The organism is Limnohabitans sp. (assembly GCF_034680285.1).
Lineage (GTDB): Bacteria > Pseudomonadota > Gammaproteobacteria > Burkholderiales > Burkholderiaceae_C > Limnohabitans_A.
Genome location: NZ_JAXITC010000014.1, coordinates 87,770 through 109,992, shown reverse-complemented (window position 1 = coordinate 109,992; position 22,223 = coordinate 87,770). Strand labels below are relative to the sequence as shown.

General features: G+C 59.8%; 18 protein-coding genes. 9 read left to right on the top strand and 9 right to left on the bottom strand.

Features of this window, described 5'->3' with window-relative positions:
• Nucleotides 1–64 precede the first annotated feature (64 nt).
• From SWE17_RS12435 to SWE17_RS12425, 3 genes are read left to right on the top strand one after another with little or no spacing between them, the layout of a single operon-like run.
• A complete protein-coding gene (locus SWE17_RS12435; protein ID WP_322993404.1) occupies nucleotides 65–1,192 on the top strand; it encodes an aromatic ring-hydroxylating dioxygenase subunit alpha in 1,128 nt (375 codons plus the stop codon).
• 13 nt (nucleotides 1,193–1,205) lie between these two features.
• On the top strand, nucleotides 1,206–2,093 hold the full coding sequence (locus SWE17_RS12430; RefSeq protein WP_108311583.1) for a DMT family transporter: 888 nt from the start codon (nucleotides 1,206–1,208) through the stop codon (nucleotides 2,091–2,093).
• A gap of 18 nt (nucleotides 2,094–2,111) precedes the next feature.
• Nucleotides 2,112–2,969, top strand: coding sequence for a sulfurtransferase (locus SWE17_RS12425; RefSeq protein ID WP_322993403.1), 858 nt, complete (start codon nucleotides 2,112–2,114; stop codon nucleotides 2,967–2,969).
• Between the two features lie 11 nt (nucleotides 2,970–2,980).
• Here the strand turns inward: SWE17_RS12425 and SWE17_RS12420 are convergent, their stop codons facing one another.
• Both SWE17_RS12420 and SWE17_RS12415 read right to left on the bottom strand, forming a co-directional pair.
• On the bottom strand, nucleotides 2,981–3,796 hold the full coding sequence (locus tag SWE17_RS12420; RefSeq protein WP_322993402.1) for a ZIP family metal transporter: 816 nt from the start codon (nucleotides 3,794–3,796) through the stop codon (nucleotides 2,981–2,983).
• A 67-nt stretch (nucleotides 3,797–3,863) separates the two neighbouring features.
• On the bottom strand, nucleotides 3,864–4,760 hold the full coding sequence (locus SWE17_RS12415; RefSeq protein ID WP_322993401.1) for a dienelactone hydrolase family protein: 897 nt from the start codon (nucleotides 4,758–4,760) through the stop codon (nucleotides 3,864–3,866).
• Between the two features lie 91 nt (nucleotides 4,761–4,851).
• Here SWE17_RS12415 and SWE17_RS12410 point away from each other — a divergent pair, with 91 nt between their 5' ends.
• Nucleotides 4,852–5,496: a glutathione S-transferase gene (locus SWE17_RS12410; RefSeq protein WP_322993400.1), complete on the top strand. Its 645-nt coding sequence runs from the start codon at nucleotides 4,852–4,854 to the stop codon at nucleotides 5,494–5,496.
• A 3-nt stretch (nucleotides 5,497–5,499) separates the two neighbouring features.
• Here the strand turns inward: SWE17_RS12410 and polA are convergent, their stop codons facing one another.
• On the bottom strand, nucleotides 5,500–8,355 hold the full coding sequence (gene polA, locus SWE17_RS12405) for a DNA polymerase I (protein ID WP_322993399.1): 2,856 nt from the start codon (nucleotides 8,353–8,355) through the stop codon (nucleotides 5,500–5,502).
• A gap of 374 nt (nucleotides 8,356–8,729) precedes the next feature.
• On the opposite strand from polA, the gene SWE17_RS12400 reads away from it, so the two are divergent.
• Entirely contained in the window at nucleotides 8,730–9,692 is a 963-nt protein-coding gene (locus SWE17_RS12400) for a homoserine kinase (RefSeq protein ID WP_322993398.1), read from the top strand.
• 4 nt (nucleotides 9,693–9,696) lie between these two features.
• Nucleotides 9,697–10,497, top strand: a complete 801-nt coding sequence (locus SWE17_RS12395; RefSeq protein WP_322993397.1) for a BPSS1780 family membrane protein — start codon at nucleotides 9,697–9,699, stop codon at nucleotides 10,495–10,497.
• Between the two features lie 7 nt (nucleotides 10,498–10,504).
• Here SWE17_RS12395 and SWE17_RS12390 read toward each other — a convergent pair whose 3' ends face one another.
• Both SWE17_RS12390 and SWE17_RS12385 read right to left on the bottom strand, forming a co-directional pair.
• Nucleotides 10,505–10,981: a peptidylprolyl isomerase gene (locus SWE17_RS12390; protein WP_322993396.1), complete on the bottom strand. Its 477-nt coding sequence runs from the start codon at nucleotides 10,979–10,981 to the stop codon at nucleotides 10,505–10,507.
• Nucleotides 10,982–11,009: 28 nt separating this feature from the next.
• Nucleotides 11,010–13,424, bottom strand: coding sequence for a UvrD-helicase domain-containing protein (locus SWE17_RS12385; protein WP_322993395.1), 2,415 nt, complete (start codon nucleotides 13,422–13,424; stop codon nucleotides 11,010–11,012).
• A 582-nt stretch (nucleotides 13,425–14,006) separates the two neighbouring features.
• Between SWE17_RS12385 and SWE17_RS12380 the strand changes: the two genes are divergently transcribed.
• A complete protein-coding gene (locus SWE17_RS12380) occupies nucleotides 14,007–14,984 on the top strand; it encodes a GMP reductase (RefSeq protein WP_100174323.1) in 978 nt (325 codons plus the stop codon).
• Nucleotides 14,985–15,045: 61 nt separating this feature from the next.
• On the opposite strand, the gene SWE17_RS12375 is transcribed toward SWE17_RS12380, so the two are convergent.
• Both SWE17_RS12375 and SWE17_RS12370 read right to left on the bottom strand, forming a co-directional pair.
• Nucleotides 15,046–15,777, bottom strand: coding sequence for a sulfite exporter TauE/SafE family protein (locus SWE17_RS12375; RefSeq protein ID WP_322993394.1), 732 nt, complete (start codon nucleotides 15,775–15,777; stop codon nucleotides 15,046–15,048).
• Between the two features lie 19 nt (nucleotides 15,778–15,796).
• Nucleotides 15,797–16,702, bottom strand: a complete 906-nt coding sequence (locus SWE17_RS12370; protein ID WP_322993393.1) for a LysR family transcriptional regulator — start codon at nucleotides 16,700–16,702, stop codon at nucleotides 15,797–15,799.
• Between the two features lie 115 nt (nucleotides 16,703–16,817).
• On the opposite strand from SWE17_RS12370, the gene SWE17_RS12365 reads away from it, so the two are divergent.
• Entirely contained in the window at nucleotides 16,818–17,795 is a 978-nt protein-coding gene (locus SWE17_RS12365; RefSeq protein ID WP_322993392.1) for a tripartite tricarboxylate transporter substrate binding protein, read from the top strand.
• A gap of 24 nt (nucleotides 17,796–17,819) precedes the next feature.
• Nucleotides 17,820–19,025 carry a M20 aminoacylase family protein gene (locus SWE17_RS12360; protein ID WP_322993391.1) on the top strand — a complete coding sequence of 402 codons (1,206 nt, stop codon included), beginning with the start codon at nucleotides 17,820–17,822 and terminating at the stop codon, nucleotides 19,023–19,025.
• Nucleotides 19,026–19,093: 68 nt separating this feature from the next.
• On the opposite strand, the gene SWE17_RS12355 is transcribed toward SWE17_RS12360, so the two are convergent.
• Both SWE17_RS12355 and SWE17_RS12350 read right to left on the bottom strand, forming a co-directional pair.
• Nucleotides 19,094–19,969, bottom strand: a complete 876-nt coding sequence (locus SWE17_RS12355) for an alpha/beta hydrolase (protein WP_322993390.1) — start codon at nucleotides 19,967–19,969, stop codon at nucleotides 19,094–19,096.
• Nucleotides 19,970–19,981: 12 nt separating this feature from the next.
• Nucleotides 19,982–22,216, bottom strand: a complete 2,235-nt coding sequence (locus tag SWE17_RS12350) for a TonB-dependent receptor (protein ID WP_322993389.1) — start codon at nucleotides 22,214–22,216, stop codon at nucleotides 19,982–19,984.
• Nucleotides 22,217–22,223 lie beyond the last annotated feature (7 nt).

Genomic DNA, 22,223 nt, shown 5'->3' with positions numbered 1-22,223 from the left:
TTTCCTTGAATTCAGCGCTTTGTTCCTGCCCCTTCATAGGGGGAGTCTCTAGGTCAGGTCACCCATGTCTGATTTAAGTCTTCAACTGCAGCAGGCCGCAAGCCAACTACCAGTTTCCACTTATTTCGATGAAGCGCTGTTCCAGCGCGAATTAAGCACGCTCTTCCAGCAAGGCCCGCGCTATGTCGGTCACCAGCTGGCGGTGCCCCACTCGGGCGACTATTACGCCCTGCCCCACGAGGCCGAAGGTCGGGCTTTGGTGCGCAACGCCCAAGGCGGGGTTGAACTCGTCTCCAACGTCTGTCGCCACCGCCAAGCGGTCATGTTGAACGGCCGTGGCAACCTCAGCACGCAGCAAAAAGGCAGCGCTGGCGGCAACATCGTCTGCCCGTTGCACCGCTGGACCTATTCCCCCAGTGGCCAGTTGCTGGGCGCCCCACATTTCGCGCACGACCCCTGCCTGAACCTGAACAACTACAAATTGCAGGAGTGGAACGGCTTGTTGTTTGAAGACAACGGCCGCAACATTGCCACCGATTTAGCAGGCATGGGTCCAAGGGCACAACTCAATTTCGATGGCTACGCGCTCGACCGCGTTGAGCTGCACGAGTGCAACTACAACTGGAAGACCTTCATCGAGGTCTATCTGGAGGACTACCACGTCGGCCCGTTCCACCCGGGCTTGGGCCAGTTCGTCACCTGCGACGACCTGAGCTGGGAGTTCAAGGAACACTATTCGGTGCAGACCGTGGGCGTATCGGGTGGCTTTGGCAAGCCTGGCTCGGACACTTACAAAAAATGGCACGAGGTGCTGCTGAAGTACCGCAACGGCCAACTGCCAGAGCGTGGCGCCATCTGGCTGACCTACTACCCGCACATCATGGTCGAGTGGTACCCGCATGTACTGACCGTGTCGACCTTGCACCCGATCAGCCCCAACAAGACGCTGAACATGGTGGAGTTTTACTACCCCGAAGAGATCGTGGCGTTTGAGCGCGAATTCGTCGAGGCCCAGCAAGCGGCTTACATGGAAACCTGCATCGAAGACGATGAAATTGCCGAGCGCATGGATGCAGGCCGCAGGGCCCTTATGGCAAGAGGTGACAACGAAGTTGGCCCTTACCAAAGCCCCATGGAAGACGGCATGCAGCACTTCCACGAGTGGTACCGCCGCCAGATGAAAACGCTCTGAGCTGCAAGCGCCGATGCAAGCCTCTTGGATGATATTGGCGTCGCTTTTTTTTGCGACCATGAGCGTTTGCATCAAGTACGCCGCGCCCCACTTTCACACTTTTGAGCTGGTGTTTTACAGGGGCTTGATTGGAATGGCCTTCATGGCCACGCTTTGCCGAGTTCAAAAAGTCCCCCTGAGCACCCAAATTCCCATGATGCATGTGTGGCGCTCCGTCATCGGGGTGGCCTCTTTGTCGGCCTGGTTTTACGCCATCGCACACCTGCCCTTGGCCACGGCCATGACGCTCAACTACATGAGCGGGGTGTGGGTGGCCGCGTTTTTGATCGGCGGCACTTTGGTCATGGGCCGGGTGCAGGACATTGGCCGCCAGGGACCACTGGTGCTCACGGTGATCGCAGGTTTCAGCGGCGTGGTCATGCTTTTGCGCCCCACCATTGAGCAAAACCAGTTGTTTGCGGGCGTCATCGGTTTGTTGTCGGGTTTGGGCGCCGCGTTGGCCTACATGCAAGTGGCGGCACTGGGCCGATTGGGTGAACCCGAATCGCGCACGGTGTTTTACTTTTCGATCGGCACCACCTTGGTGGGCGGTGTGGCCATCTTGTTCACGGGGGCCAGTGCCTGGACTTGGCCCACCGCGCTTTGGTTGTTGCCGATAGGGGTTTTGGCCGCACTGGGACAGCTGAGCATGACCATGGCTTACACCAAGGGCTCGACCCTGGTGGTGGCCAATTTGCAGTATTCGGGCATCGTATTTGCCGCACTCTACGGTTTGTTTTTATTTGGCGACCAAATCCCCTTGATGGGCTGGGCGGGCATGCTGCTCATCATCATGAGCGGCATCGCCTCGACAGCTTTGCGCAGCCGCACCCTGCCTCGCGCCCCGGCCGAAGAACATTGAATTTTGGAGACCCACGACATGTACACCTTGTTAATCACTGCTTCTCAATTGCAACAGCTGCAAGCCCAAGGCACGCCCTGTGCTGTGCTCGATTGCAGCTTTGATTTGATGAAGCCCGAACTGGCAGAGGGTTTTTTTGCTTCCGAGCGGATTGCGGGTGCATTCCCTGCCAATCTGGACAAAGACCTGAGCAACCATACTCCTGGTCAAGCCGTCAACGGAGGCCGCCACCCATTGCCGCAGCGCGAAACGGTGGCCCAGTGGCTGGGCAGCCTAGGCATCCACAACGGCATGCAAATCGTGGTGTATGACCGCCACAAAAGCGCCTACTGCGGCCGCTTGTGGTGGATGCTGAAATGGTTGGGGCACGACGCTGTGGCGGTGTTGGACGGTGGTCTGCAAGCTTGGAAAGACGCCGGGGGCGCACTGGATTCGGGGGCTGCGCCCACACCAAAGCCTGTGCCATTCGATCTGAAAGCCCCCTTGCGCCAATTGGTGCTGACCGAGACTGTCGCCCAGGATTTGGGCCGTCCACAGCAAACCATCGTGGACGCCCGTGCCGGTGCGCGTTACCGTGGCGACATGGAGCCACTCGACCCGGTGGCGGGGCATATTCCCGGCGCTTTGAACCGGCCATTCACCGACAACTTCACCGAAGACGGACGCTTCAAAAGCCCGGAACTGCTCAAAGCCGAATGGACCAAAGTGCTTGCAGGCCGCCCGGCCAGCAGCGTGGTGCACCACTGCGGCAGCGGCGTGACCGCCGTACCCAATGTCTTGGCGATGGAGTTGGCCGGATTTGGCCAGACCGCTTTGTATGCCGGCAGCTGGAGCGAATGGTGCCGCACGCCCGGCCTGCCCTGCGCCAAGGGCTAAGGCCCTTCAACTCAGTGCTGGTGCCCCCCCAGGGCACTGACCAACACCACCATGCCCATGCCCACGCCGAGCCAAAAGATTTGGGCGGCGGTTTCCCGGGCCGACAGGCGTTTTTGCAATTGCGGAATCAAGTCGGCCAAGGCCACATAGACAAAACTGCTGCTGGCCACCACCAAGAAAAATGGCAACCAGTCGTGCAAAGCATCGACCAGCACATAACCCACCGCACCACCGAACGCGGTGATGGCCCCGGCCATGGACACCTTGACGATCGCCGCACGGCGGCTGCTGCTGCCTTGGCGCAAAACAGCCAAATCGCCCATGTGGTGAGGTACTTCATGCGCCAACACAGCCAATGCGGCGATGACGCCCAAGCGCATGTCGGCGATGAAGGCCGAGGCGATCAAGATGCCGTCGCCAAAACAATGCACGCTGTCGCCTGCCAAAACGGCCCATTGACCACGAGGCGACTCGTCTGAATCTGCGCCATGGCTTGCGTGTTCGTGGCCATGGTGAGCATGGTGCCCATGGTCATGCCCATGGTCGTGGGAGTGTTCGTGCCCGTGGTGCCAAAGTTCAGCCTTGTCGAGCAAGAAGAAAAACACCAAGCCCAGCAAAAGCGTCAGAAACAACTGATGGGCACCGGCTTCACTTTCGAAAGCTTCTGGCAGCAAATGTAAAAAAGACGTGGCCATCAAGGCCCCGGCGGCAAGACTGAGCATGTGCTGGGTGTATCGGCTCAAAATACCAAAGCTCAGCCAAGCGGCGACCCAGACGCTGCCAATGCCCGCCACCAAAGTGCCCACCAATATCGCCAATAAAGTCATCATGTTTCCCGGGGTGCCCTGCACCCCATAAGAAACCGCCCCGAAGGGCGGTTTCTGCGTTCAAAAATCAGGCTACGCCATTGCGTTTGAGCCAGGCCAGCAAGCGTTGCCAGCCATCGTCTGCTGCCGCCTTGCGGTAGCTGGGGCGGTAGTCGGCATGGAAAGCGTGCGGGGCTTCAGGATAAACCACAAATTCGCTGGCTTTGGCCGCAGCTGGCCCTTGAGCCAGTTCAGTTTTCATCTTATCAACTGTGTCAAGGGGGATGCCCGTGTCGGCCGCCCCGTACAAGCCCAGCACCGGCGCCTTCAGGTTAGCGACCAAGGCCACAGGGTGAGCTGGCGTCAGAGGTGTGACATTGCCCACCAAACGGCCGTACCAGGCCACACCTGCCTTGATTTTGGGCTGGTGCGCCGCGTACAACCAAGTGATGCGCCCACCCCAGCAAAACCCGGTGATGGCCAGTTTGTCGGTGTTGCCGCCATTGGCAGCGGCCCAGGCAACCGTGGCGTCCAGATCGCCCATGACCTGCGCGTCAGGCACTTTCGAGATGATTTCGGCTTGCAGTTTGGCAATCTCGCCGTACGCACTCGGATCGCCCTGGCGCACAAACATTTCTGGTGCAATGGCCAAGTAGCCCGCTTGGGCCAGGCGGCGCGTGACGTCGGCAATGTATTCATGAACACCAAAAATTTCGGAGATCACCAACACCACCGGTAAACCCGTTTTGCCTGCCGGAGCACTGCGGTAAGCGGGCATTTTGAAACCATTGACGTCAATGGTCACTTCGCCAGAAACCAAACCCGTGACAGGGGTTTTGATGGCTGTTTGCGCCATGATCGGCATCGCGGAGGCGGCATAGCCGACACCAAAAGCCGCTTTCAAAGCCGTGCGGCGGGTGGCCACAGCGTCTCCTGCTTGTCCACCCAGCAGGGCTTGCGTGTCTTCAATCAAGTAGTGGTTCAAGGGATGTCTCCTCGGTTCTGCCAATAAAAAGAATGAGATCTTGGCACAGTCGCTTCGGGCTTGCACAAGGGCGGCGATTTAAACTACCGCCATGTCAGACATCGCCCTGCCTGTCCTGTATTCGTTTCGTCGTTGCCCCTACGCCATGCGGGCGCGGCTGGCTTTGCACGTCAGCGGGTTGGCGTATGAGCACCGTGAAGTGGTTCTGAAGCACAAACCGGCCCATATGTTGGCCCTCTCACCCAAAGGCACAGTACCGGTTTTATGGCTACGCAGCGCGGCAGGCGAGCAGGTGCTGGAGCAAAGTGTGGACATCATGCTGTGGGCACTGCGCCAGCACGACCCTCTGGGCTGGCTACCAGGCTCGGATGCGGATATGGAAGAAGCCATGGCTTTGATCACACACAACGACGGCCCTTTCAAGCGACACCTGGACCGCTACAAATACCCCAACCGTTCAGGCCTAGAGAGCGGCCAAGCCGACCGCGATGAGGCGGCTGACTGGTTGTTCTCGCTCAATGCCCGACTGGCTTCACAGGCTTATCTGGCAGGCGGGCAATGGGGCCTGACCGATGCCGCCATCGCCCCTTTTGTGCGGCAATACGCCCACACCGACCCCAGCTGGTTTGCCGCGCAGCCCTGGGACTCTTTGGCGCGGTGGCTCACCGCGTTTGAAGGCTCCGAGCTGTTCGCCACCATCATGCACAAGCATGCCGCCTGGCAAGAGGGCACTTGAAGCTCAGTGCGCCTGCTCCCAGTTCGGGCCAAAGCCCACTTCGGCCAAGAGCGGCACTTTCAAATCAGCCACCCCCGCCATGATGCGCGGCACCTCGGTTCGCACCCATTCGACTTCTGATTCAGGCACTTCAAACACCAATTCATCGTGCACCTGCATGATGACTTTGGTGGCCTTGCCTTGTTCGTCGAGCGCCTTTTGCACCGCGACCATGCTCAGCTTGATCAGGTCAGCCGCCGTGCCCTGCATGGGGGCGTTGATGGCGGCGCGTTCGGCCCCGGCGCGGCGCGGGCCATTGGGGCTGTTGATCTCGGGCAGCATCAGGCGGCGACCAAACACGGTCTCGACATAACCCAGCGCCTTGGCCTGCTCGCGGGTGGCGTCCATGTAGTGTTTGACACCCGCAAAGCGCTCGAAGTAGCGGGTGATGTAGTTCTTGGCGGCGGTGTTGTCGATGGAGAGCGCCTTGGCCAAGCCAAACGCGCTCATGCCGTAAATCAAACCGAAGTTGATGGTCTTGGCGTAACGGCGCTGCTCGCTGCTCACGGTGTCAGGCGTTGACCCAAACACCTCAGCCGCCGTGGCCTTGTGCACGTCTAGCCCTTCATGGAAGGCCTTGAGCAAGGCCGCATCGTCGCTCAGGTGGGCCATGATGCGCAGCTCGATCTGGCTGTAGTCGGCACTGGCGATCACGCAGCCTGCGGGGGCCACGAAAGCTTCGCGCACCTTGCGGCCTTCGGCGGTGCGCACCGGGATGTTTTGCAGATTGGGCTCGTTGCTCGACAAGCGACCTGTGACGGCCACCGCTTGCGCGTAATGCGTGTGCACACGCCCCGTGCGCGGCAAAGCCAGCTGCGCCAGTTTGTCGGTGTAAGTGCCTTTGAGCTTGGCCAGGCTGCGATGCTCCAGGATGCGGGCCGGCAGCGGGTAGTCCTCGGCCAGTTTTTCCAGCACCTCTTCGTCGGTGCTGCGGGCCCCGGTGGCGGTTTTTTTGATGACGGGCAGGCCCAGCTTGTCAAAAAATATCTCCCCCAACTGCTTGGGGCTGGCCAGGTTGAAGGGCTGCCCCGCGATCTCGTAGGCTTCTGTTTCGAGCTGCACGATACGCTCACCCAGCGCCTGGCTTTGCGCGGCCAGCGTGGGCGCGTCGATCAGCACGCCGTTGCGCTCGATGCGGTAGAGCGCTTCGCTGGTGGCGATTTCCAGGTCGTAGACGTACTTGAGTCCGGCATGCGCCTCGATCTGCGGCCACAGCGCCAAATGCACGTCCAGGCACTGGTCCGAGTCTTCACACGAATAGTGCGCGGCCTTGTCCACGTCCACCTGCGCAAACGGGATCTGGTGCGCACCCTTGCCGCACAGGTCTTCGTAGGTCACGCCCCGGCGGCCCACATGGCGTTCAGCAAGACTTGAAAGACCGTGCGGCTTGTGCACTTCGAGCACGTAGCTTTCCAGCATGGTGTCGTGCGCGTAGCCCTGCACCTCAATGCCGTGGTTGGCCAGCACATGGCGGTCGTATTTGATGTTTTGGCCCAGCTTGTGGCGGGCCGGGTTTTCCAGCCAAGGCTTGAGCTTGGCCAGCACCTCGGCCAGAGCCAATTGCTCGGGCGCACCCGGGCCGTTGTGGGCCAGCGGAATGTAGGCCGCCTCGCCGGGCGTGATGCTCAGCGAAATGCCCACAATCTCGGCACGCATGGCGTCCAGCGATGTGGTTTCGGTGTCGATGGCGGTGAGCGGGGCTTGCTCGATGCGGGCCAGCCAAGTGTCGAAGGCGGCCCAGTCGAGAACGGTGTCGTATTTCAGTTCACCTTGTACCGAACTGGCAGCGGTATCAAGCACAGGTGCTGCTGGTTCGTCTTCTTGAGCTGAGCCGAACAAATCCCCCATGCCCGTGTCTTTGGGTTTGGCCGCTTTGGATTTGGCCGCAGTCGCAGGCACAGCCCCACCCAGCGACTGCACCAGCCCTTTGAAACCATAGGTCTGGTAAAAATTCAGCAGCTTGTCCTTGTCGGGCTCGTGAAGGTGCAAGCTGGCCAGCGACGGCAAGTCGGGCACCCAGGCGGTCAAGTCGCAATCGGTTTTCATGGTCACCAGCGCCCGGCCCTTGGGCAGCCAGTCCACCGCTTGGCGCAGGTTTTCGCCCGCCACGCCCTTGATGTCGTGGGCGTTTTCCATCAACTTGTCGAGTGAGCCGTATTCCATCAGCCACTTGGCCGCCGTCTTGGGGCCGACCTTGGCGACGCCCGGCACGTTGTCCACCGTGTCGCCCACCAGGGTCTGGTAGTCGATCATCAGCGAGGGCGGCACGCCAAACTCGGCCGTCACGCCCGCCACATCGCGCACCTTGCCGTTCATGGTGTCGATGATGGTGATGTGCTCGTTGACCAACTGGCTCAAGTCCTTGTCGCCGCTTGACACCGTCACTGTGATGCCTTGCTGCGCCGCCACATGCGCCAAGGTGGCGATGACGTCATCGGCCTCCACGCCGGGCACGTCCAGCACCGTCCAGCCCATCAGGCGCACCAGTTCGTGGATCGGCTCGATCTGCGAGCGCAAATCGTCAGGCATGGGGCTGCGGTTGGCTTTGTATTCTGGGTACAACTCATCCCGGAAAGTGGGGCCTTTGGCGTCGAACACGCACACGGCATAGAGGGCCGGCACGTCTTTGCGCAGCCGCTCCATCATGTTGATCATGCCGCGAATTGCGCCTGTGGCGGCACTGGTTGGGTCACCGGGCACAGCCCGCAGGTCGGGCATGGCATGAAAAGCGCGGTACAAGTAGCTGGAGCCGTCGACCAGCAAAAGGCTGGGCTGAATGGAGGCAGGGGCGGTGTCGGTGTCAGGGGTGTTTTCGCTCATCCCCCGATTGTGTACCGGGTTAAAGCATTTTCGTCCCTCAGCAAATCGGGACATGGGTTTGCTTCGGGGCGATTTGGCAACGCGGAGCGCTCTGACCACTGACAACTCTCCAGATGGTGTGTGGTGGCTGCGCTGAGGCGATGTGGCAAAGCGAAGCGCCTCTGAGCCTTGGCGCAGCCACCACACACCATCACCTACGACAAAGGCAGACCCGCAAAGGGCTGACTGCGCTGGCCCTCAGAGTCGCTTCGCTTTGCCACATCGGCCCAGCGCAGTCAGCCTTTTGCGGGTCATTTGGGTCTTTTCGCCCTCTACAATCCGTGTTTTGCTCACCCAAGCCAGACCCCTCTGGCGCTTTGACGGTTTTCTCCCCCATGGCGGTATTCACCGAAGTCACTCCCTCGCAGGCCGACAGCCTGATGCAGTCCCTGAACTTGGGGACCCTCACCGAATTGCGCGGCATTGAAGGCGGCATTGAGAACACCAACTACTTCGCCACCACGACCCAAGGCGAGTACGTGCTCACCTTGTTTGAGCGCCTGACGCAAGAGCAACTGCCTTTTTACCTGTACCTGATGAAGCACTTGGCGGGCCGTGGCATCCCGGTGCCCGACCCGGCGGCCAACCGCGATGGCGACATCCTTCACACCATGAACGGCAAACCTGCCGCCGTGGTCAACAAACTCGCTGGCAAAAGCCAATTGCAACCGCAGGCCGTGCACAGCGCCGCCGTGGGCGACATGCTGGCGCGCATGCACCTGGCCGGGGCGGACTACAACCGCAGCCAACCCAACTTGCGCGCCCTGCCTTGGTGGAACGAGACCGTGCCGGTGGTGCTGCCCTATCTGGATGAAGCCCAAGCCGCCTTGCTGCGCAGCGAATTGGCCTTCCAAAACCACACGGTCAACACAGCAGCCTATGCTGCCCTGCCCCGCGGACCCGTCCATGCCGACCTGTTCCGCGACAACGTCATGTTCGATGGCGAGCAACTGACCGGCTTTTTTGATTTCTATTTTGCTGGCGTGGACACTTGGCTGTTTGACTTGGCCGTGTGCCTGAACGACTGGTGCATCGATCTGCCAACAGGGGTCCACCACAACGAGCGTGCCCAGGCCATGCTCAAGGCCTACAACCAAGTGCGTCCATTGAGCGGCGCTGAGCGAGAGCTGCTGCCTGCCCTTTTGCGGGCAGGGGCTTTGCGTTTTTGGATTTCACGGCTGTGGGACTACCATCTCCCCCGTGAAGCGTCCATGCTCAAGCCTCACGACCCGACCCACTTTGAACGCGTTTTGCGTGGTCGTGTCCAGCACCCTGTCTCAGCTTCTGCCTTGATCTGAACCCATGAATCTGCAAATCGTTCCCGCCCGCGCTGGCCTCAAATGGGCACGCCAGGGCATGCGCACCTTTTGGCGGCAGCCTTTGGCCATGTCGGGTCTGTTCTTCTTGTTCATGGCCACGGTGTCGGTGGTTTCCATGGTGCCCTTCATTGGGGGCGCTTTGGCCTTGGTGGTTTTGCCCGCCCTCACGCTGGGCATGATGGCTGCCACCCAAGTGGCCTCGGACGGCAAATTTCCCATGCCCAGCGTGCTTTTTGCGGCTTTCAAGAAAGGGCCGCACCGCCAAACCATGTTCATTTTGGGCATCTTGTACGCCGTGATCTTTTTGGTGGTGATGGGCTTGTCCACACTGGCCGATGGCGGCACCTTTGCGCAGGTGTACTTTGGCGGCGCCCCCATGACGCCGGAAGTGGTCACGACAGACTCGTTTCAGACCGCGTTGTGGGTGTCCATGCTCTTTTATATACCGCTGTCCATGATGTTTTGGCACGCGCCCGCCTTGGTGCACTGGTACGGCATGCCTGCTGTCAAAAGCCTGTTTTTCAGCTTCATGGCGTGTTGGCGGAACCTCAAAGCTTTCACCGTTTATGTCTTTGCTTGGGGTGTGATTTTCATGTCGGCCGCGGTCTTGGCCATGATCATCGCCAGCTTGCTGGGCAACCCGGGCCTGATGATGGCCACCTTCATGCCGATGGCCCTGATGGTGGCGGCCATGTTCTTCACGTCCATGCTGTTTTCGGTGCGCGACTGTTTCGCCACCGATGTCTATGACGAGCCGCCCGCCAGTGCGGAGCAGCCCGACTGACAGGCCATCAGTGGTGGTGGCCGTGTGCGCCGTGCGCATGGCGGTGCGTGACCTCTTCGGCTGAAGCGGCACGCACCTCTTGCACGGTCAAAGTCAACGTCAAGTGCTGACCGGCCCAAGGGTGGTTGGCGTCCAAAATCACCTTGTCGCCCTTGATCTTGACCACGTTGAACACCTGCTCCTGGCCTTCGGCAGAGCGACCGCGCAGCTGTCCCCCCACCTTCACGCCTGGCGGAAATTCGCTTTTGGGGATGGTTTGAACCAGGCTCTCGTCGCGCTCACCAAAAGCATCGGCCGGCGCCAGCTTCAAAGTGGTGGTGAAACCCACTTCTTGGCCTTCCAACGCAGCTTCGATTTTGGGGAAAGTGTTGTCATAACCGCCGTGCAGGTAAGACGTGGGCTCTTGTGTCTTATCGAGCAATTGACCTTGGGCATTCACCACTTTGTGGTGCATGGTGACAACGGTGTCTTGGGTGATTTTCATGGGGCTCTTTCGCTACAGGGAATCGGGATTAAACCAAGGTGAGTTTGGCGACGCTCAGCGCCAGCCATTTCACGCCGTGGCGCGGAAAATTAACTTGGGCACGGGCATCGGCCCCCGCGCCTTCGACGGCCAGGACTTTGCCCTCACCGAACTTGGTGTGGAACACTTGTTTGCCTGCAGAGATGCCGTGTTCGGGCGCGGCTTTTTGCAACGGAACAGGGGGGCTTTTGTAGGTTTCGGTGCTCAAACTGCTTTGACCCCAAGCCGGACGCGCATGGCGGTTGAAAGCAGGGGTTTGCGGCCAAGCACCGCCGGATGCACCGGAGCCAGCTGCAGTGCCTAAATTTGAGAAACCAGCGGTTTTGGGCGTCACCCACTTCAAGCAGGCTTCGGGCAATTCATCCAGAAAGCGGCTTTTCAAGTTGTAGCGGGTCTGGCCGTGCAGCATGCGGGTTTGCGAATGGCTCAGGTACAAGCGCTTGCGGGCACGGGTGATGGCCACATACATCAGGCGACGCTCTTCTTCGAGGCCATCGAAATCGTTCATCGAATTTTCATGCGGGAACAGGCCTTCTTCCAAACCGGTGATGAACACCGCATCAAACTCCAAGCCCTTGCTGGCGTGCACGGTCATGAGCTGCACCGCGTCTTCCCCGGCCTGCGCTTGGTTGTCGCCCGCCTCCAGCGAGGCGTGCGTCAAGAAAGCCGCCAGCGGGCTCATGATCACGCCGTCTTCGCTGAACTCGTCCACCGTGCCGAGGTCTGTGTCTGTTGAGCCACTCAAGCCTTGGCTGGCCGGGCTTTGCCCCAGGCCTGAGGTGCCTTGCGGCAAAGCCACCGCACTGCGCCCAAAACCTTCTTGGGTGACAAAACTCTCGGCGGCGTTGACCAATTCTTCCAAGTTCTCAACGCGGTCCGCACCTTCTTTTTCGGTGCGGTAGTGGTTGACCAGTCCGGTTTTTTCCAACACCAAGTCGATGATCTCGCGCAGCGTCATGCCCTCGGTCTGTTCGCGCAGCACATCGACCATGGCCACAAACGCGGCCAGATTCGCCCCGGCCTTGCCGGTGGTGGCACTCACCGCGTCGTGCAAGGAGCAGCCTGCAGCGCGGGCCGCGTCTTGCAATTGCTCGATGCTGCGGGCCCCGATGCCGCGCGGCGGAAAGTTGACCACCCGCAAAAAGCTGGTGTCGTCGTTCGGGTTCTCCATCAGGCGCAAATAGGCCAGCGCGTGTTTGATCTCGGCCCGTTCAAAAAAGCGCAAACCGCCATACACCCGGTACGGAAACCCGGCGTTGAACAGCGCGGTCTCCAGCACCCGGCTTTGGGCGTTGCTGCGGTACAGCAGCGCCACTTCCTTGCGCTCAAACCCGTCTTGCTTGACCAACTGACGCAGCTCTTCGATCAGCCACTGCGCCTCGGCAAAATCTGACGGCGACTCCACCACCCGCACCGGCTCGCCAGCGCCCTGATCGGTGCGCAGGGTTTTGCCCAAACGCGTCTTGTTGTGGCTGATCAGGTGGTTGGCCGAATCGAGGATGTTGCTGAAACTGCGGTAGTTTTGCTCCAGCTTGATCTGGTGCTTGACCTGAAATTCGCGCACAAAGTCGGCCATGTTGCCCACGCGGGCACCCCGGAAGGCGTAAATGCTCTGGTCGTCGTCGCCCACGGCCAAGATGGCGCATTCGCCTCCCTCGCCAGGCAAGCCCGCCAGCTGCTTGAGCCAGGCGTATTGCAGCTTGTTGGTGTCTTGAAACTCGTCCACCAGGATGTGCCTGAAACGGCGGCGGTAGTGCTCACGCACATGCGCGTTGTCGCGCAGCAACTCAAAAGAGCGCAGCATCAGCTCGCCAAAATCCACCACGCCTTCGCGTTGGCATTGCTCTTCGTACAGTTGGTACAACTCCACCTTGCGGCGGGTTTCGTCGTCGCGCACCGGCACATCGCCCGGGCGCTGGCCGTCTTCTTTGCAGCCCGAAATGAAATACTGCACCTTCTTCGGGGGGAAGCGGTCTTCGTCCACATTGAACTGCTTGCACAGCCGCTTGACGGCCGAGAGCTGGTCTTGTGTGTCCAGAATCTGAAAGGTCTGCGGCAAACCCGCCAGCTGGTGATGCGCCCGCAAAAACCGGTTGCACAGGCCGTGGAAGGTGCCAATCCACATGGCGTTCACGTTCACCGGCAGCATGGATTGCAGGCGCAACTTCATCTCTTTGGCGGCCTTGTTGGTAAAAGTCACCGCCAAAATGCCGCCGGGCGACACCTGCGAGGTCTGCAACAGCCAGGCGATGCGGGTGGTCAGCACCCGTGTTTTGCCCGAACCGGCCCCCGCCAGGATCAAAGCGTGCTCGGCAGGCAAGGCCACAGCCCGGTGCTGCTCATGGTTGAGCTGGGCGAGCAAAGGCGAAGTGTGCGCCGTGGGGTCGAAAAAGGGAGACATCATCCCGTTGATTGTAGAAAGTTCCGAAAGCAAGCCTGCGTTAAGGCTGAGCCATCGCTGCAGACCTTTGCGAACGCCGAAAACCTAAGGCAAACCCTAGGCATTTGGGTGTAAACGAGTATTTACAGAAGGCCAAATTACGGTTAAAACCGTATATACGGTTTGAGCAGAAAGGCCCGTCATGTCACTCATCCACTCTTTGGTAACGAAAATAAGCCGCATCCCTCAGGATCTGGCTTGCTTTTTCTATATGCCATCGGCCACGGGCTCATTCGAGCACGGCCATCAGAGCTTGGGACCCACGGCTTCGTCGTCTGTTTCACACCACAATTGGCCAGAGGCCGCTCGCAAGCCACTGCCCATGATCAAGATTGCGCCTCGCGTCAAACATTGATGGTGGCGCCACCAAACTGACGCAAACTGTCAGCCGATTCCAGTAGAATCAGACACCGGGCCCAAGATTCTTGTGCCCGGTTTTTTTTCGCTTGCGGTCCGCAACGGACCGGCAGTCAAGCAACAGAAACCGGCCAAGCCAAGCGCTCATTCGTTCCTTTTAACGATTCCTCTTTGGAGCTTGGTTTTCTCATGGAAATTTTTGATTACGACAACATCCTGTTGCTGCCACGCAAATGCCGCGTGGAAAGCCGTTCTGAGTGTGACGCGGGCGTAGAGCTGGGTGGCCGCAAGTTCCGCCTGCCGGTGGTGCCAGCCAACATGAAAACGGTGGTCGACGAGTCGATCTGCCTGTGGATGGCGCAAAACGATTACTTCTACGTCATGCACCGCTTTGACCTGGACAACGTCCAGTTCGTGCGCGACATGCACGGCAAAGGCGTATATGCCTCGATCTCGCTGGGCGTCAAAGCGCCAGACCGCGCCACCGTGGACCAGCTGGCTGCCGAAAACCTGGTACCCGAGTACATCACCATCGACATCGCCCACGGCCATGCCGACAGTGTGCGCGACATGATTGGCTACATCAAGGGCAAATTGCCCAAGAGCTTCGTCATCGCGGGCAACGTGGCCACGCCTGAGGCCGTGATCGACCTGGAAAACTGGGGCGCCGACGCCACCAAAGTGGGCGTGGGCCCCGGCAAAGTCTGCATCACCAAGCTCAAGACCGGTTTTGGCACGGGCGGCTGGCAGTTGTCTGCGCTCAAGTGGTGCGCCCGCGTGGCCACCAAGCCCATCATTGCCGACGGCGGTATCCGCAGCCACGGCGACATCGCCAAGAGCATCCGTTTTGGCGCGAGCATGGTCATGATCGGCTCGCTGTTTGCCGGCCACGAAGAGTCTCCCGGCAAGACCGTTGAGGTCGATGGTGAGATGTTCAAGGAGTACTACGGCTCAGCCAGCGACTTCAACAAGGGCGAGTACAAGCACGTGGAAGGCAAGCGCATTCTGGAGCCGATCAAGGGCAAGTTGGCCAACACGCTGATTGAAATGGAGCAGGACGTGCAAAGCTCGATCAGCTACGCGGGTGGCACCAAGCTGATGGACATCCGCAAGGTGAACTATGTGACATTGGGCGGCGACAATGCGGGCGAACACCTGTTGATGTGAACCCATCGTCGCTTGGACAAAAAAGGGAGCCTCATGGCTCCCTTTTTTGCGTTCAAAGGCGTTAGCGCAGAGCCCTGAGCGCCAGCATCAGACCGCTGACGACCAACAGGCCGCAAATGATCTGTCGCAGCCGGGCCACGGGCACAAGGTGTGCCACACGGTGCCCCAGCCAAACACCACCCAAGGCCACACCGATCAGCACCAGCCAGCGTTGCCAGAGCAGGTCACTACTCAATCGCCCCTCCCAGCCCATGCCCGCCAGCACGGTGCTGGCGGCCACGGTGATGATCATGGGTGTGCTGGCACGCATTTGCTGCACATCGGCCACACGGCGACTCAGCCAGGCCACCACAAGCGGCCCCGCGGTGCCAAACAGCATTTCAACCAAGCCAATGGCCGTGCCCACCGGATACGCCCAGATGGGCGCGGGCAGACCTGTGCGCTCTGCCGCCGGGCGCAAGGCATTGACGCCCACAGCCGCCACATACAAGCCCAGCAGCAAGAGTGGCCAGCTGGCCTGCAAATGCGGCATGAGCCACAAACCCAGCACAGTGCCCACCACCAGCCCGGGAAGTAAACGCCGCAACTCACGCCACTGAACCTGCCGCCAGTTCAGCCCACTGTGAAACGCTGAAGCGGGCACATCCATCAGCAAAGTCAACGCCACCACCTCAGGCAAGGGCCACTGCCAAGCCAGCAGCGGCACGATGACCAGTGCCGAGCCAAAGCCCGTCAACCCCAATACGGTGTAACCCAGCAAAACCACGCCCATGGGGTAAAGCCACTCTTGCATCCTGATTCCTTTTTGGCCGTCAATCGGTCAAATGCTTTTGAACAAAGTCGCGAAAAACCGCCATGACAGGCAACTCGGTTCTGCCCGCGAGCGTGATGAGGGCCAGTCGGGCCTGTCCTTGGAGGGGCGTGCCCATACCCAATTCCACCAAACGGCCTTGGGCCATGCCCTCTCGCGCAGCCCCCACGATGCCCAGGTAAATCGCATCGGTCTGGCTCGCCACATCGAGCAGGCTCGCAATGTCTTCACACTGCAAGGTGGTCATTTGCGCCGGATTGGCACGCGGCCCATAGTGGTCCACCAGCAAGCGGGCCACCTCTTGCGACAACTGAATCGAGGCGATGGGGAAAGCCAGCAAAGCCTCAAAAGGAACGTCTTTGGGGTGAAGACTGAGCAGCGGGTGCCCTTGGCGGCACACAAAGCCTGCGCGCATCTCCACCACATGCGTGATTTTCAAGTCGGGCGCGGCTTCCACACGCCGCACGTCCACCACCAGTGCATCGAGTTGCCGCTCGCGCAGCTGGGTCAATTGCAGCTCGGTGGACCCGCGTGAGACGGTCACCTGCACCGTGGGGTGGTGCCGGGCCATGTAAACCAGCCAAGGCGTCATCAACATGGCGCCGGGGCCGGAGCCCAAGCCCACCCGCAAGGTGCCCAGGCCACCCTGCTGCAACAAGGCAGCCCCTTGTTGGAGTTCCTGGGCTTCGTGCACGATGCGCCTTGCCCGCTCCAGAACCGAACGGCCCAAGGGCGTGAGTTCGTTTTTTTTGCCAACCCGGTCCACCAGCATCCCGCCCAGATCATCCTCCAGGGCCTGGATGCTGCGACTCAAGGCCGACTGTGTGATGTGCAGCTTTTCTGCCGCACGGCTGAAGGAGCCGGTTTCGGCCAGTGCCAGCCAATGCTCCAAGTGTCTGAGGTTCATGTATTCATTTTACGAATGAATATCAGAAAAATAAGTCATTGGACACATTGAATTGGCATTTTTACGATGCAGCCATGGTCACTTTAACCATGCAGAACCTCAAACCGGAGACATCATGAACGTCAAAACCCTTCTCAGCAGCTTGGTCGTGGTCGCCAGCGCCTTTGGCCCTGCCATGGCGCAGACCTACCCTTCTAAAACGATCAACCTGATCGTGCCCTACCCAGCGGGTGGGCCGTCTGACTTTTTTGCCCGCAAGGTACAGCCCGACGCGGAAGCCAAACTGGGGCAGACCATGATCATCGAGAACATTGGCGGGGCCGGTGGTGCGATCGGCATGGCCAAATTGGTCAACTCACCAGCCGACGGCTACACCCTGAGCCTGGGCAGCCCGATGGAGCTGGTGCTGGCCCCCATGGCCATCCAAGGCGTGAAGTACAAATCCGAAGACTTCAAGCTGGTGGCGCAATTTGCCACCACCACAACCATCTTGGCCGTGCGCAACTCGCTCAACGTCAAGACCGTCAACGACCTGCTGGCACTGGCCCGTAAGAATGCCGACAAACCTTTGAGCTACGGCAGCGTGGGTCCTGGCTCGCTGTACCACCTGGTGGGCGAAAAATTCTCCCAACTGACCAAGGTACAGATGCTGCATGTGCCCTACAAAGGCATTGCGCCTTTGCTCACCGACTTGATGGGCGGTCAAATCGACATGGCTTTCCTGCCCATGGCGGGCTCGATTCCCCAAACCATCATTGACGGAAAAATTCAGGGCTTGGCCGTGACAGCCAAAACCCCGCACGCTCTGTTCAAGCAGTTCCCGGCCATGGCCGCCATGAAAGGTCTGGAAGGCATGGACTTTGACATCTGGGCCGGTGTGCAAGTGCACAAAAACACCCCGGACGCCGTGGTCAACACCCTGAACAAGGCCTTTTATGCGGCCGCTGAAGTGCCCGAAACCCGCAAGGCCCTTGAAGCCAGCGGCAACGTGGTGTTGCCTTCACGCACCCCCACGGAACTGGCTCGCATTTACCTTGGCGACATCGAGCGCTACCGCGCCATCGCCAAATCGATTAATCTGCAAGCTCAGTAATCCACACCCCCCAAGAGGCCCTCCATGAACGCACCCAGCGAAGCTTTTCTGCACGACAAACTGCACGCCTTGCATGCCCAGGCGGATGAATTCATCGCGGTGCGCCGTGACATCCACAAGCACCCAGAGATGGGCTACAAGGAGTACCGCACCAGCGATCTGGTGGCCGAGCAATTGAGCGGCTGGGGCTACCAAGTCACGCGAGGTTTGGGCGGCACGGGCCTGGTCGGGCAGCTCAAAAAAGGTTCAGGAACGAAAAGCATCGGCATCCGTGCCGACATGGATGCTTTGCCAATTGACGAGGCCACTGGCCTGCCTTACGCCAGCTGCAACGTGGGCATCATGCATGCCTGCGGTCATGACGGTCACACCGCCATGCTGCTGGCAGCAGCCAAGCACATCGCCCAAAAAGGCATCTTCTCGGGCACCGTGAACCTGATCTTCCAGCCCGCCGAAGAAGGTCTGGGCGGCGCTAAGAAGATGATGGAAGACGGTCTGTTCAAGCGCTTCCCGTGCGACGCCATCTTTGCCATGCACAACATGCCGACACACCCGCAAGGCCACCTGGTCTTTCGCGACGGCTCGGCCATGGCGTCTTCGGACAACGTGACCATCACCTTGCACGGCAAAGGCGGGCACGGCGCCATGCCGCATGTGGCCGCTGACCCGGTGGTGGCTGGCTCAGCCATCGTCTTGGGGCTGCAAAGCATCGTGGCCCGCAATGTCGATCCGCAGCAGATGGCCATCATCACGGTGGGCGCGTTCAACGCCGGGGTGGCGAACAACGTGATCCCACAAACCGCCACGCTCAAACTGAGCGTGCGCTCGCTGGACCGCGATGTGCGCATCCTGCTCGAAAAGCGCATCACCGAACTGGTTCACGCGCAAGCCCAAAGCTACGGTGTCACGGCAAACATCGACTACCAACGCGGCTACCCTGTGCTGGTGAACCATCTGGCTGAAACCGATTTCGCCCGCGATGTGGCCGAAGAGCTGGTGGGGGCTGACAAAGTGATGCGCCAAGGCCGCGCCCTGAACGGCAGCGAAGACTTCGCCTTCATGCTCGAAGAGGTGCCAGGCAGCTACTTGCTGATTGGCAATGGCGATGGCACGGGTGACGGCCACGGGGCGTGCATGGTGCACAACCCGGGCTACGACTTCAACGACAAGAACGTGGCTGTGGGCTCGGCCTATTGGTCACTGCTGGTCGAGCGTTTCTTGCCTGCCTGAGCAAACGCTCACACCAAGCAAAAGGGCAAGCCTACTGGCTTGCCCTTTTTTTGGAGCGTCAGTTTCGATCAGGCTGATGGCAGCTCGATCAAGGTTTTGGCCAATGCATTCAAACGGCTGCCGACACGGGTCAAATCCGTCACCACGCTGAAGTGGTTCAACCCGGCCAACTCTTCGCAGACAGGCACCGTCTTGGGGCCCCAAGCCTGGTGGATCAAGCGGTTGTGACGCAAAAACTCTGGGCTCTCATCACCCCCCACAACGGTGAACAAAACGCCCTTGCGGGGCCGCTGCCATTTGGCAGGGCTGGCCATGCGCACATGCTGAGGCGTCAAGCGCAGATCGCCCTGCACAAAAGGCGTCTTGCGCACGGGTGCCAAATCAAACAAGCCCGAAATCGACATGGTTTTACGCACCAGGCCCGCAGGCAAATCGCGCCCCACGGCCTTCCAGTCACAGCCCAGCAACATGGCTGCCAAGTGACCACCAGCAGAATGACCGATCACGGTGATGTTGTTGCGGTCACCACCATGCTCGGCAATTTGCCGCCAAACCCAGGCGGTGGCCCGCGCCATTTGCAGGGCGATATCGGGCACTGTGACAGGCTGAGCATCACTGCCAGGACACAAAGCGTAATTGACCACCACGACACAGGCGCCCATGTCGCGCAAGGCTGGCGCGACAAAAGAATGGTCTGACTTGTCCAGGCTGCGCCAGTAACCACCATGAATGAAGATCACCACAGGTGCGTTGGCCTTGGCGGCAGGGAAGATGTCCAACATTTCACTGGGACCCTCACCATAGGGAACGTCCAGGCGGGGCTTGAGCGTGTCGCAGGCTTGAGCCGAGGCGTTTTTCCAGTGTTCGAAGTGATCTGCAAAATCGGGCACCAATGCCCGGTTGTTGTACATGCGGTCGTGCCAGGCGGCGTCTTTGATGGGCATGGTGGTCTCCTTTTAAATCTTCATTTCCAACCGAAGTTGGATGTTGCGCCAATTGCTGTCGATGGTGCGGGCCGTCTCTTGCTGCACACCCATGTTGAAAGTGGTGGCCGTTTCATAGTCACGCGGCAACAAATTGCTGACCGTCAAACGCAGGGCGGTCGCCGCCGAGAATCGCCACTGACCATACACGTCCAGCACGCGCTTGATGCCCTGGTAAGACAGTTGCTCTTGACTGCGTCGCGTATCGTAGTCGGGGTTCCAATTGACGTTACCCCCCAAGGTCAGAGGCACCCCCCTCAATCGGTAGTCGCCCCCTAAGTTGGCGGTCATGCTGGGTTGTTGGTCCAATCGGTTGTCGGGGCCGGGCACATCCTTGACCTTGGAGCGGAAAAAACTCACGTTGCTGCGAATGTCCACAGGCCAAGCCTCGGTCCAAGCCTGGTTCAATCGGAATTTAGCTTCCAGCTCGATACCCTGTGTGACGGCGTCGCCCACATTTTGGGGGCTGGACACCCAACGCTGTTGGCTGGACCAAGACACGCTCTGCAAACGGGTCTGGTAGCGGATCAGGTCTTGGATATTGCGGCGGAACACGTTGGCGCTGAGCACACCCCCGCCCTCCAGATAACGCTCAAATCCCAGGTCAACGCCGGTGGCCAACTCAGGCCGCAAGTCAGGGTTGCCGACCCGGTCAGGTTGGGTGGGGACGTTGCTGGGAAACAGGTCCGGCTGATAGTCGCGCGAATAACGCAAGGGGGCGACCATGTTGTACAGGGTGGGGGTTTTGTAACTGCGCGTCAGGCTCATGCGCACTTGGTCACGTTTGGCCGGATCAGGCTTCCACATGGCGTGCAGCAAAGGTGTCAACACCTGGCTCTTGTTGCTTTTAAAGTCCTCTCCCACTTGCCCCTCGGTCAAGATGCTCTCATAGCGAAGGCCTGCATAGGCCGACCAGTTGGGGTTGATCTTGAATTCATCTTGGGTGTAGGCTGCCCAACGGGCTGTTCGGGCCTTCAGGTTACCGCTCTCGTCGCCAGCGCCTGCGCTGGCCTCTTCGACACGCCGAACCCCTTCGTGTTCTAGACCACTGACCCATTGGTGGCCATTGTCCAAAACACGGGTCCATTTGCCGTTCAAACTGGTACTGCGGTCAGTGAAGCGCTGCTCGTCCAGCGCATTGGACAAGAGCCCAGTGCTACGGACAGCCGTCTGCGTGATGTGCTGGTCGTATTTGGATTGGCCCACCCCAAAACGCACTTCCAAGCGGTCATCGGCCGACAAGCGCTGCCCCCACTGGCCATTCAACCGCGCGGAAGCATATCGGCTTTCGTTGTCCGTCAGGGCGGTGTCGGTGATGGCTGGTGACGAGAGCCGCCTGGCATCCATGCGACCTTGAGCAGCGTATTCGGAGTAAATCAGAAAAGGTGTCAAGGTCAGTGTTTTGCCCTGCTCACCTTTCCACTGCAAGCGGGCATTGGCATGCACCCCTTGGCGACGTCCCGAAGATTCAGACAAACGCACTTGGTCATCCCGGTAATCTGAATCGATCTCGGTCAAACTCTGGTCAGCACGCTGGTTGTCCATGGCCGACAAAGTGAAGGTGCCGCTCAGGGGGGAAGTGTTGAGGTTGTGCACCCAGTTCAACATGCTCGAGCCTTGGCCATGCTCTTGGCTTCGGGTGATTTTCAAATCGTCTGGCGTGGCTTTTCGGCCTTCGCGCAGCACGATGTTGATGGTGCCTGCAATCGCACGGGCGCCGGTTTCGGCCGTAGGTGCTCGCAAAATCTCAATGCGCTCCACCTGTTCAGGGGTCAAAGAGTCGACCGAAAAACCCGGGGGCATGCGCTCACCGTCTAGCAAGATTTGGGTGTAGCCACCACCCAGTCCGCGCATCCGAATGGCGCCGCCACGGCCAGGTGCACCCTGCACCGTCACGCCCGGCAAGCGCTTGAGCACATCACCCAAAGTCGCATCACCTTGTTTTTCAAGCTCTTCACGCCCAATCACGATTTTGGAAGCCGTGGACTCTTGGCGTGCTTCGGAGTCGGTGTTGCGGTTGCCTCGGATTTCGACCTGCCCGAGGTCGGTGGCAACACCTGCTGCAGATGGGGCTTGGGCCAATGCGCCCATCGGCCCGGACAGCATGGCCACCGCTGATGCGACAAAGCCCAGCGAAAAGTGGGGCCCGTGCCCGGTCAAACGCTCAGAAAAGGCAGGGAAAGAAGATGGAGAGAAGGTATCGCGCATGAAGCCA

Excerpts from the sequence above, each read along its gene's own strand:
- SWE17_RS12435 (WP_322993404.1), top strand. The coding sequence starts at position 65 with ATGTCTGATTTAAGTCTTCAACTGCAGCAGGCCGCAAGCCAACTACCA.
- SWE17_RS12430 (WP_108311583.1), top strand. The coding sequence starts at position 1,206 with ATGCAAGCCTCTTGGATGATATTGGCGTCGCTTTTTTTTGCGACCATG.
- SWE17_RS12425 (WP_322993403.1), top strand. The coding sequence starts at position 2,112 with ATGTACACCTTGTTAATCACTGCTTCTCAATTGCAACAGCTGCAAGCC.
- SWE17_RS12420 (WP_322993402.1), bottom strand. The coding sequence starts at position 3,796 with ATGACTTTATTGGCGATATTGGTGGGCACTTTGGTGGCGGGCATTGGC.
- SWE17_RS12410 (WP_322993400.1), top strand. The coding sequence starts at position 4,852 with ATGTCAGACATCGCCCTGCCTGTCCTGTATTCGTTTCGTCGTTGCCCC.
- polA (WP_322993399.1), bottom strand. The coding sequence starts at position 8,355 with ATGAGCGAAAACACCCCTGACACCGACACCGCCCCTGCCTCCATTCAG.
- SWE17_RS12400 (WP_322993398.1), top strand. The coding sequence starts at position 8,730 with ATGGCGGTATTCACCGAAGTCACTCCCTCGCAGGCCGACAGCCTGATG.
- SWE17_RS12395 (WP_322993397.1), top strand. The coding sequence starts at position 9,697 with ATGAATCTGCAAATCGTTCCCGCCCGCGCTGGCCTCAAATGGGCACGC.
- SWE17_RS12390 (WP_322993396.1), bottom strand. The coding sequence starts at position 10,981 with ATGAAAATCACCCAAGACACCGTTGTCACCATGCACCACAAAGTGGTG.
- SWE17_RS12385 (WP_322993395.1), bottom strand. The coding sequence starts at position 13,424 with ATGATGTCTCCCTTTTTCGACCCCACGGCGCACACTTCGCCTTTGCTC.
- SWE17_RS12380 (WP_100174323.1), top strand. The coding sequence starts at position 14,007 with ATGGAAATTTTTGATTACGACAACATCCTGTTGCTGCCACGCAAATGC.
- SWE17_RS12375 (WP_322993394.1), bottom strand. The coding sequence starts at position 15,777 with ATGCAAGAGTGGCTTTACCCCATGGGCGTGGTTTTGCTGGGTTACACC.
- SWE17_RS12370 (WP_322993393.1), bottom strand. The coding sequence starts at position 16,702 with ATGAACCTCAGACACTTGGAGCATTGGCTGGCACTGGCCGAAACCGGC.
- SWE17_RS12365 (WP_322993392.1), top strand. The coding sequence starts at position 16,818 with ATGAACGTCAAAACCCTTCTCAGCAGCTTGGTCGTGGTCGCCAGCGCC.
- SWE17_RS12360 (WP_322993391.1), top strand. The coding sequence starts at position 17,820 with ATGAACGCACCCAGCGAAGCTTTTCTGCACGACAAACTGCACGCCTTG.
- SWE17_RS12355 (WP_322993390.1), bottom strand. The coding sequence starts at position 19,969 with ATGCCCATCAAAGACGCCGCCTGGCACGACCGCATGTACAACAACCGG.
- SWE17_RS12350 (WP_322993389.1), bottom strand. The coding sequence starts at position 22,216 with ATGCGCGATACCTTCTCTCCATCTTCTTTCCCTGCCTTTTCTGAGCGT.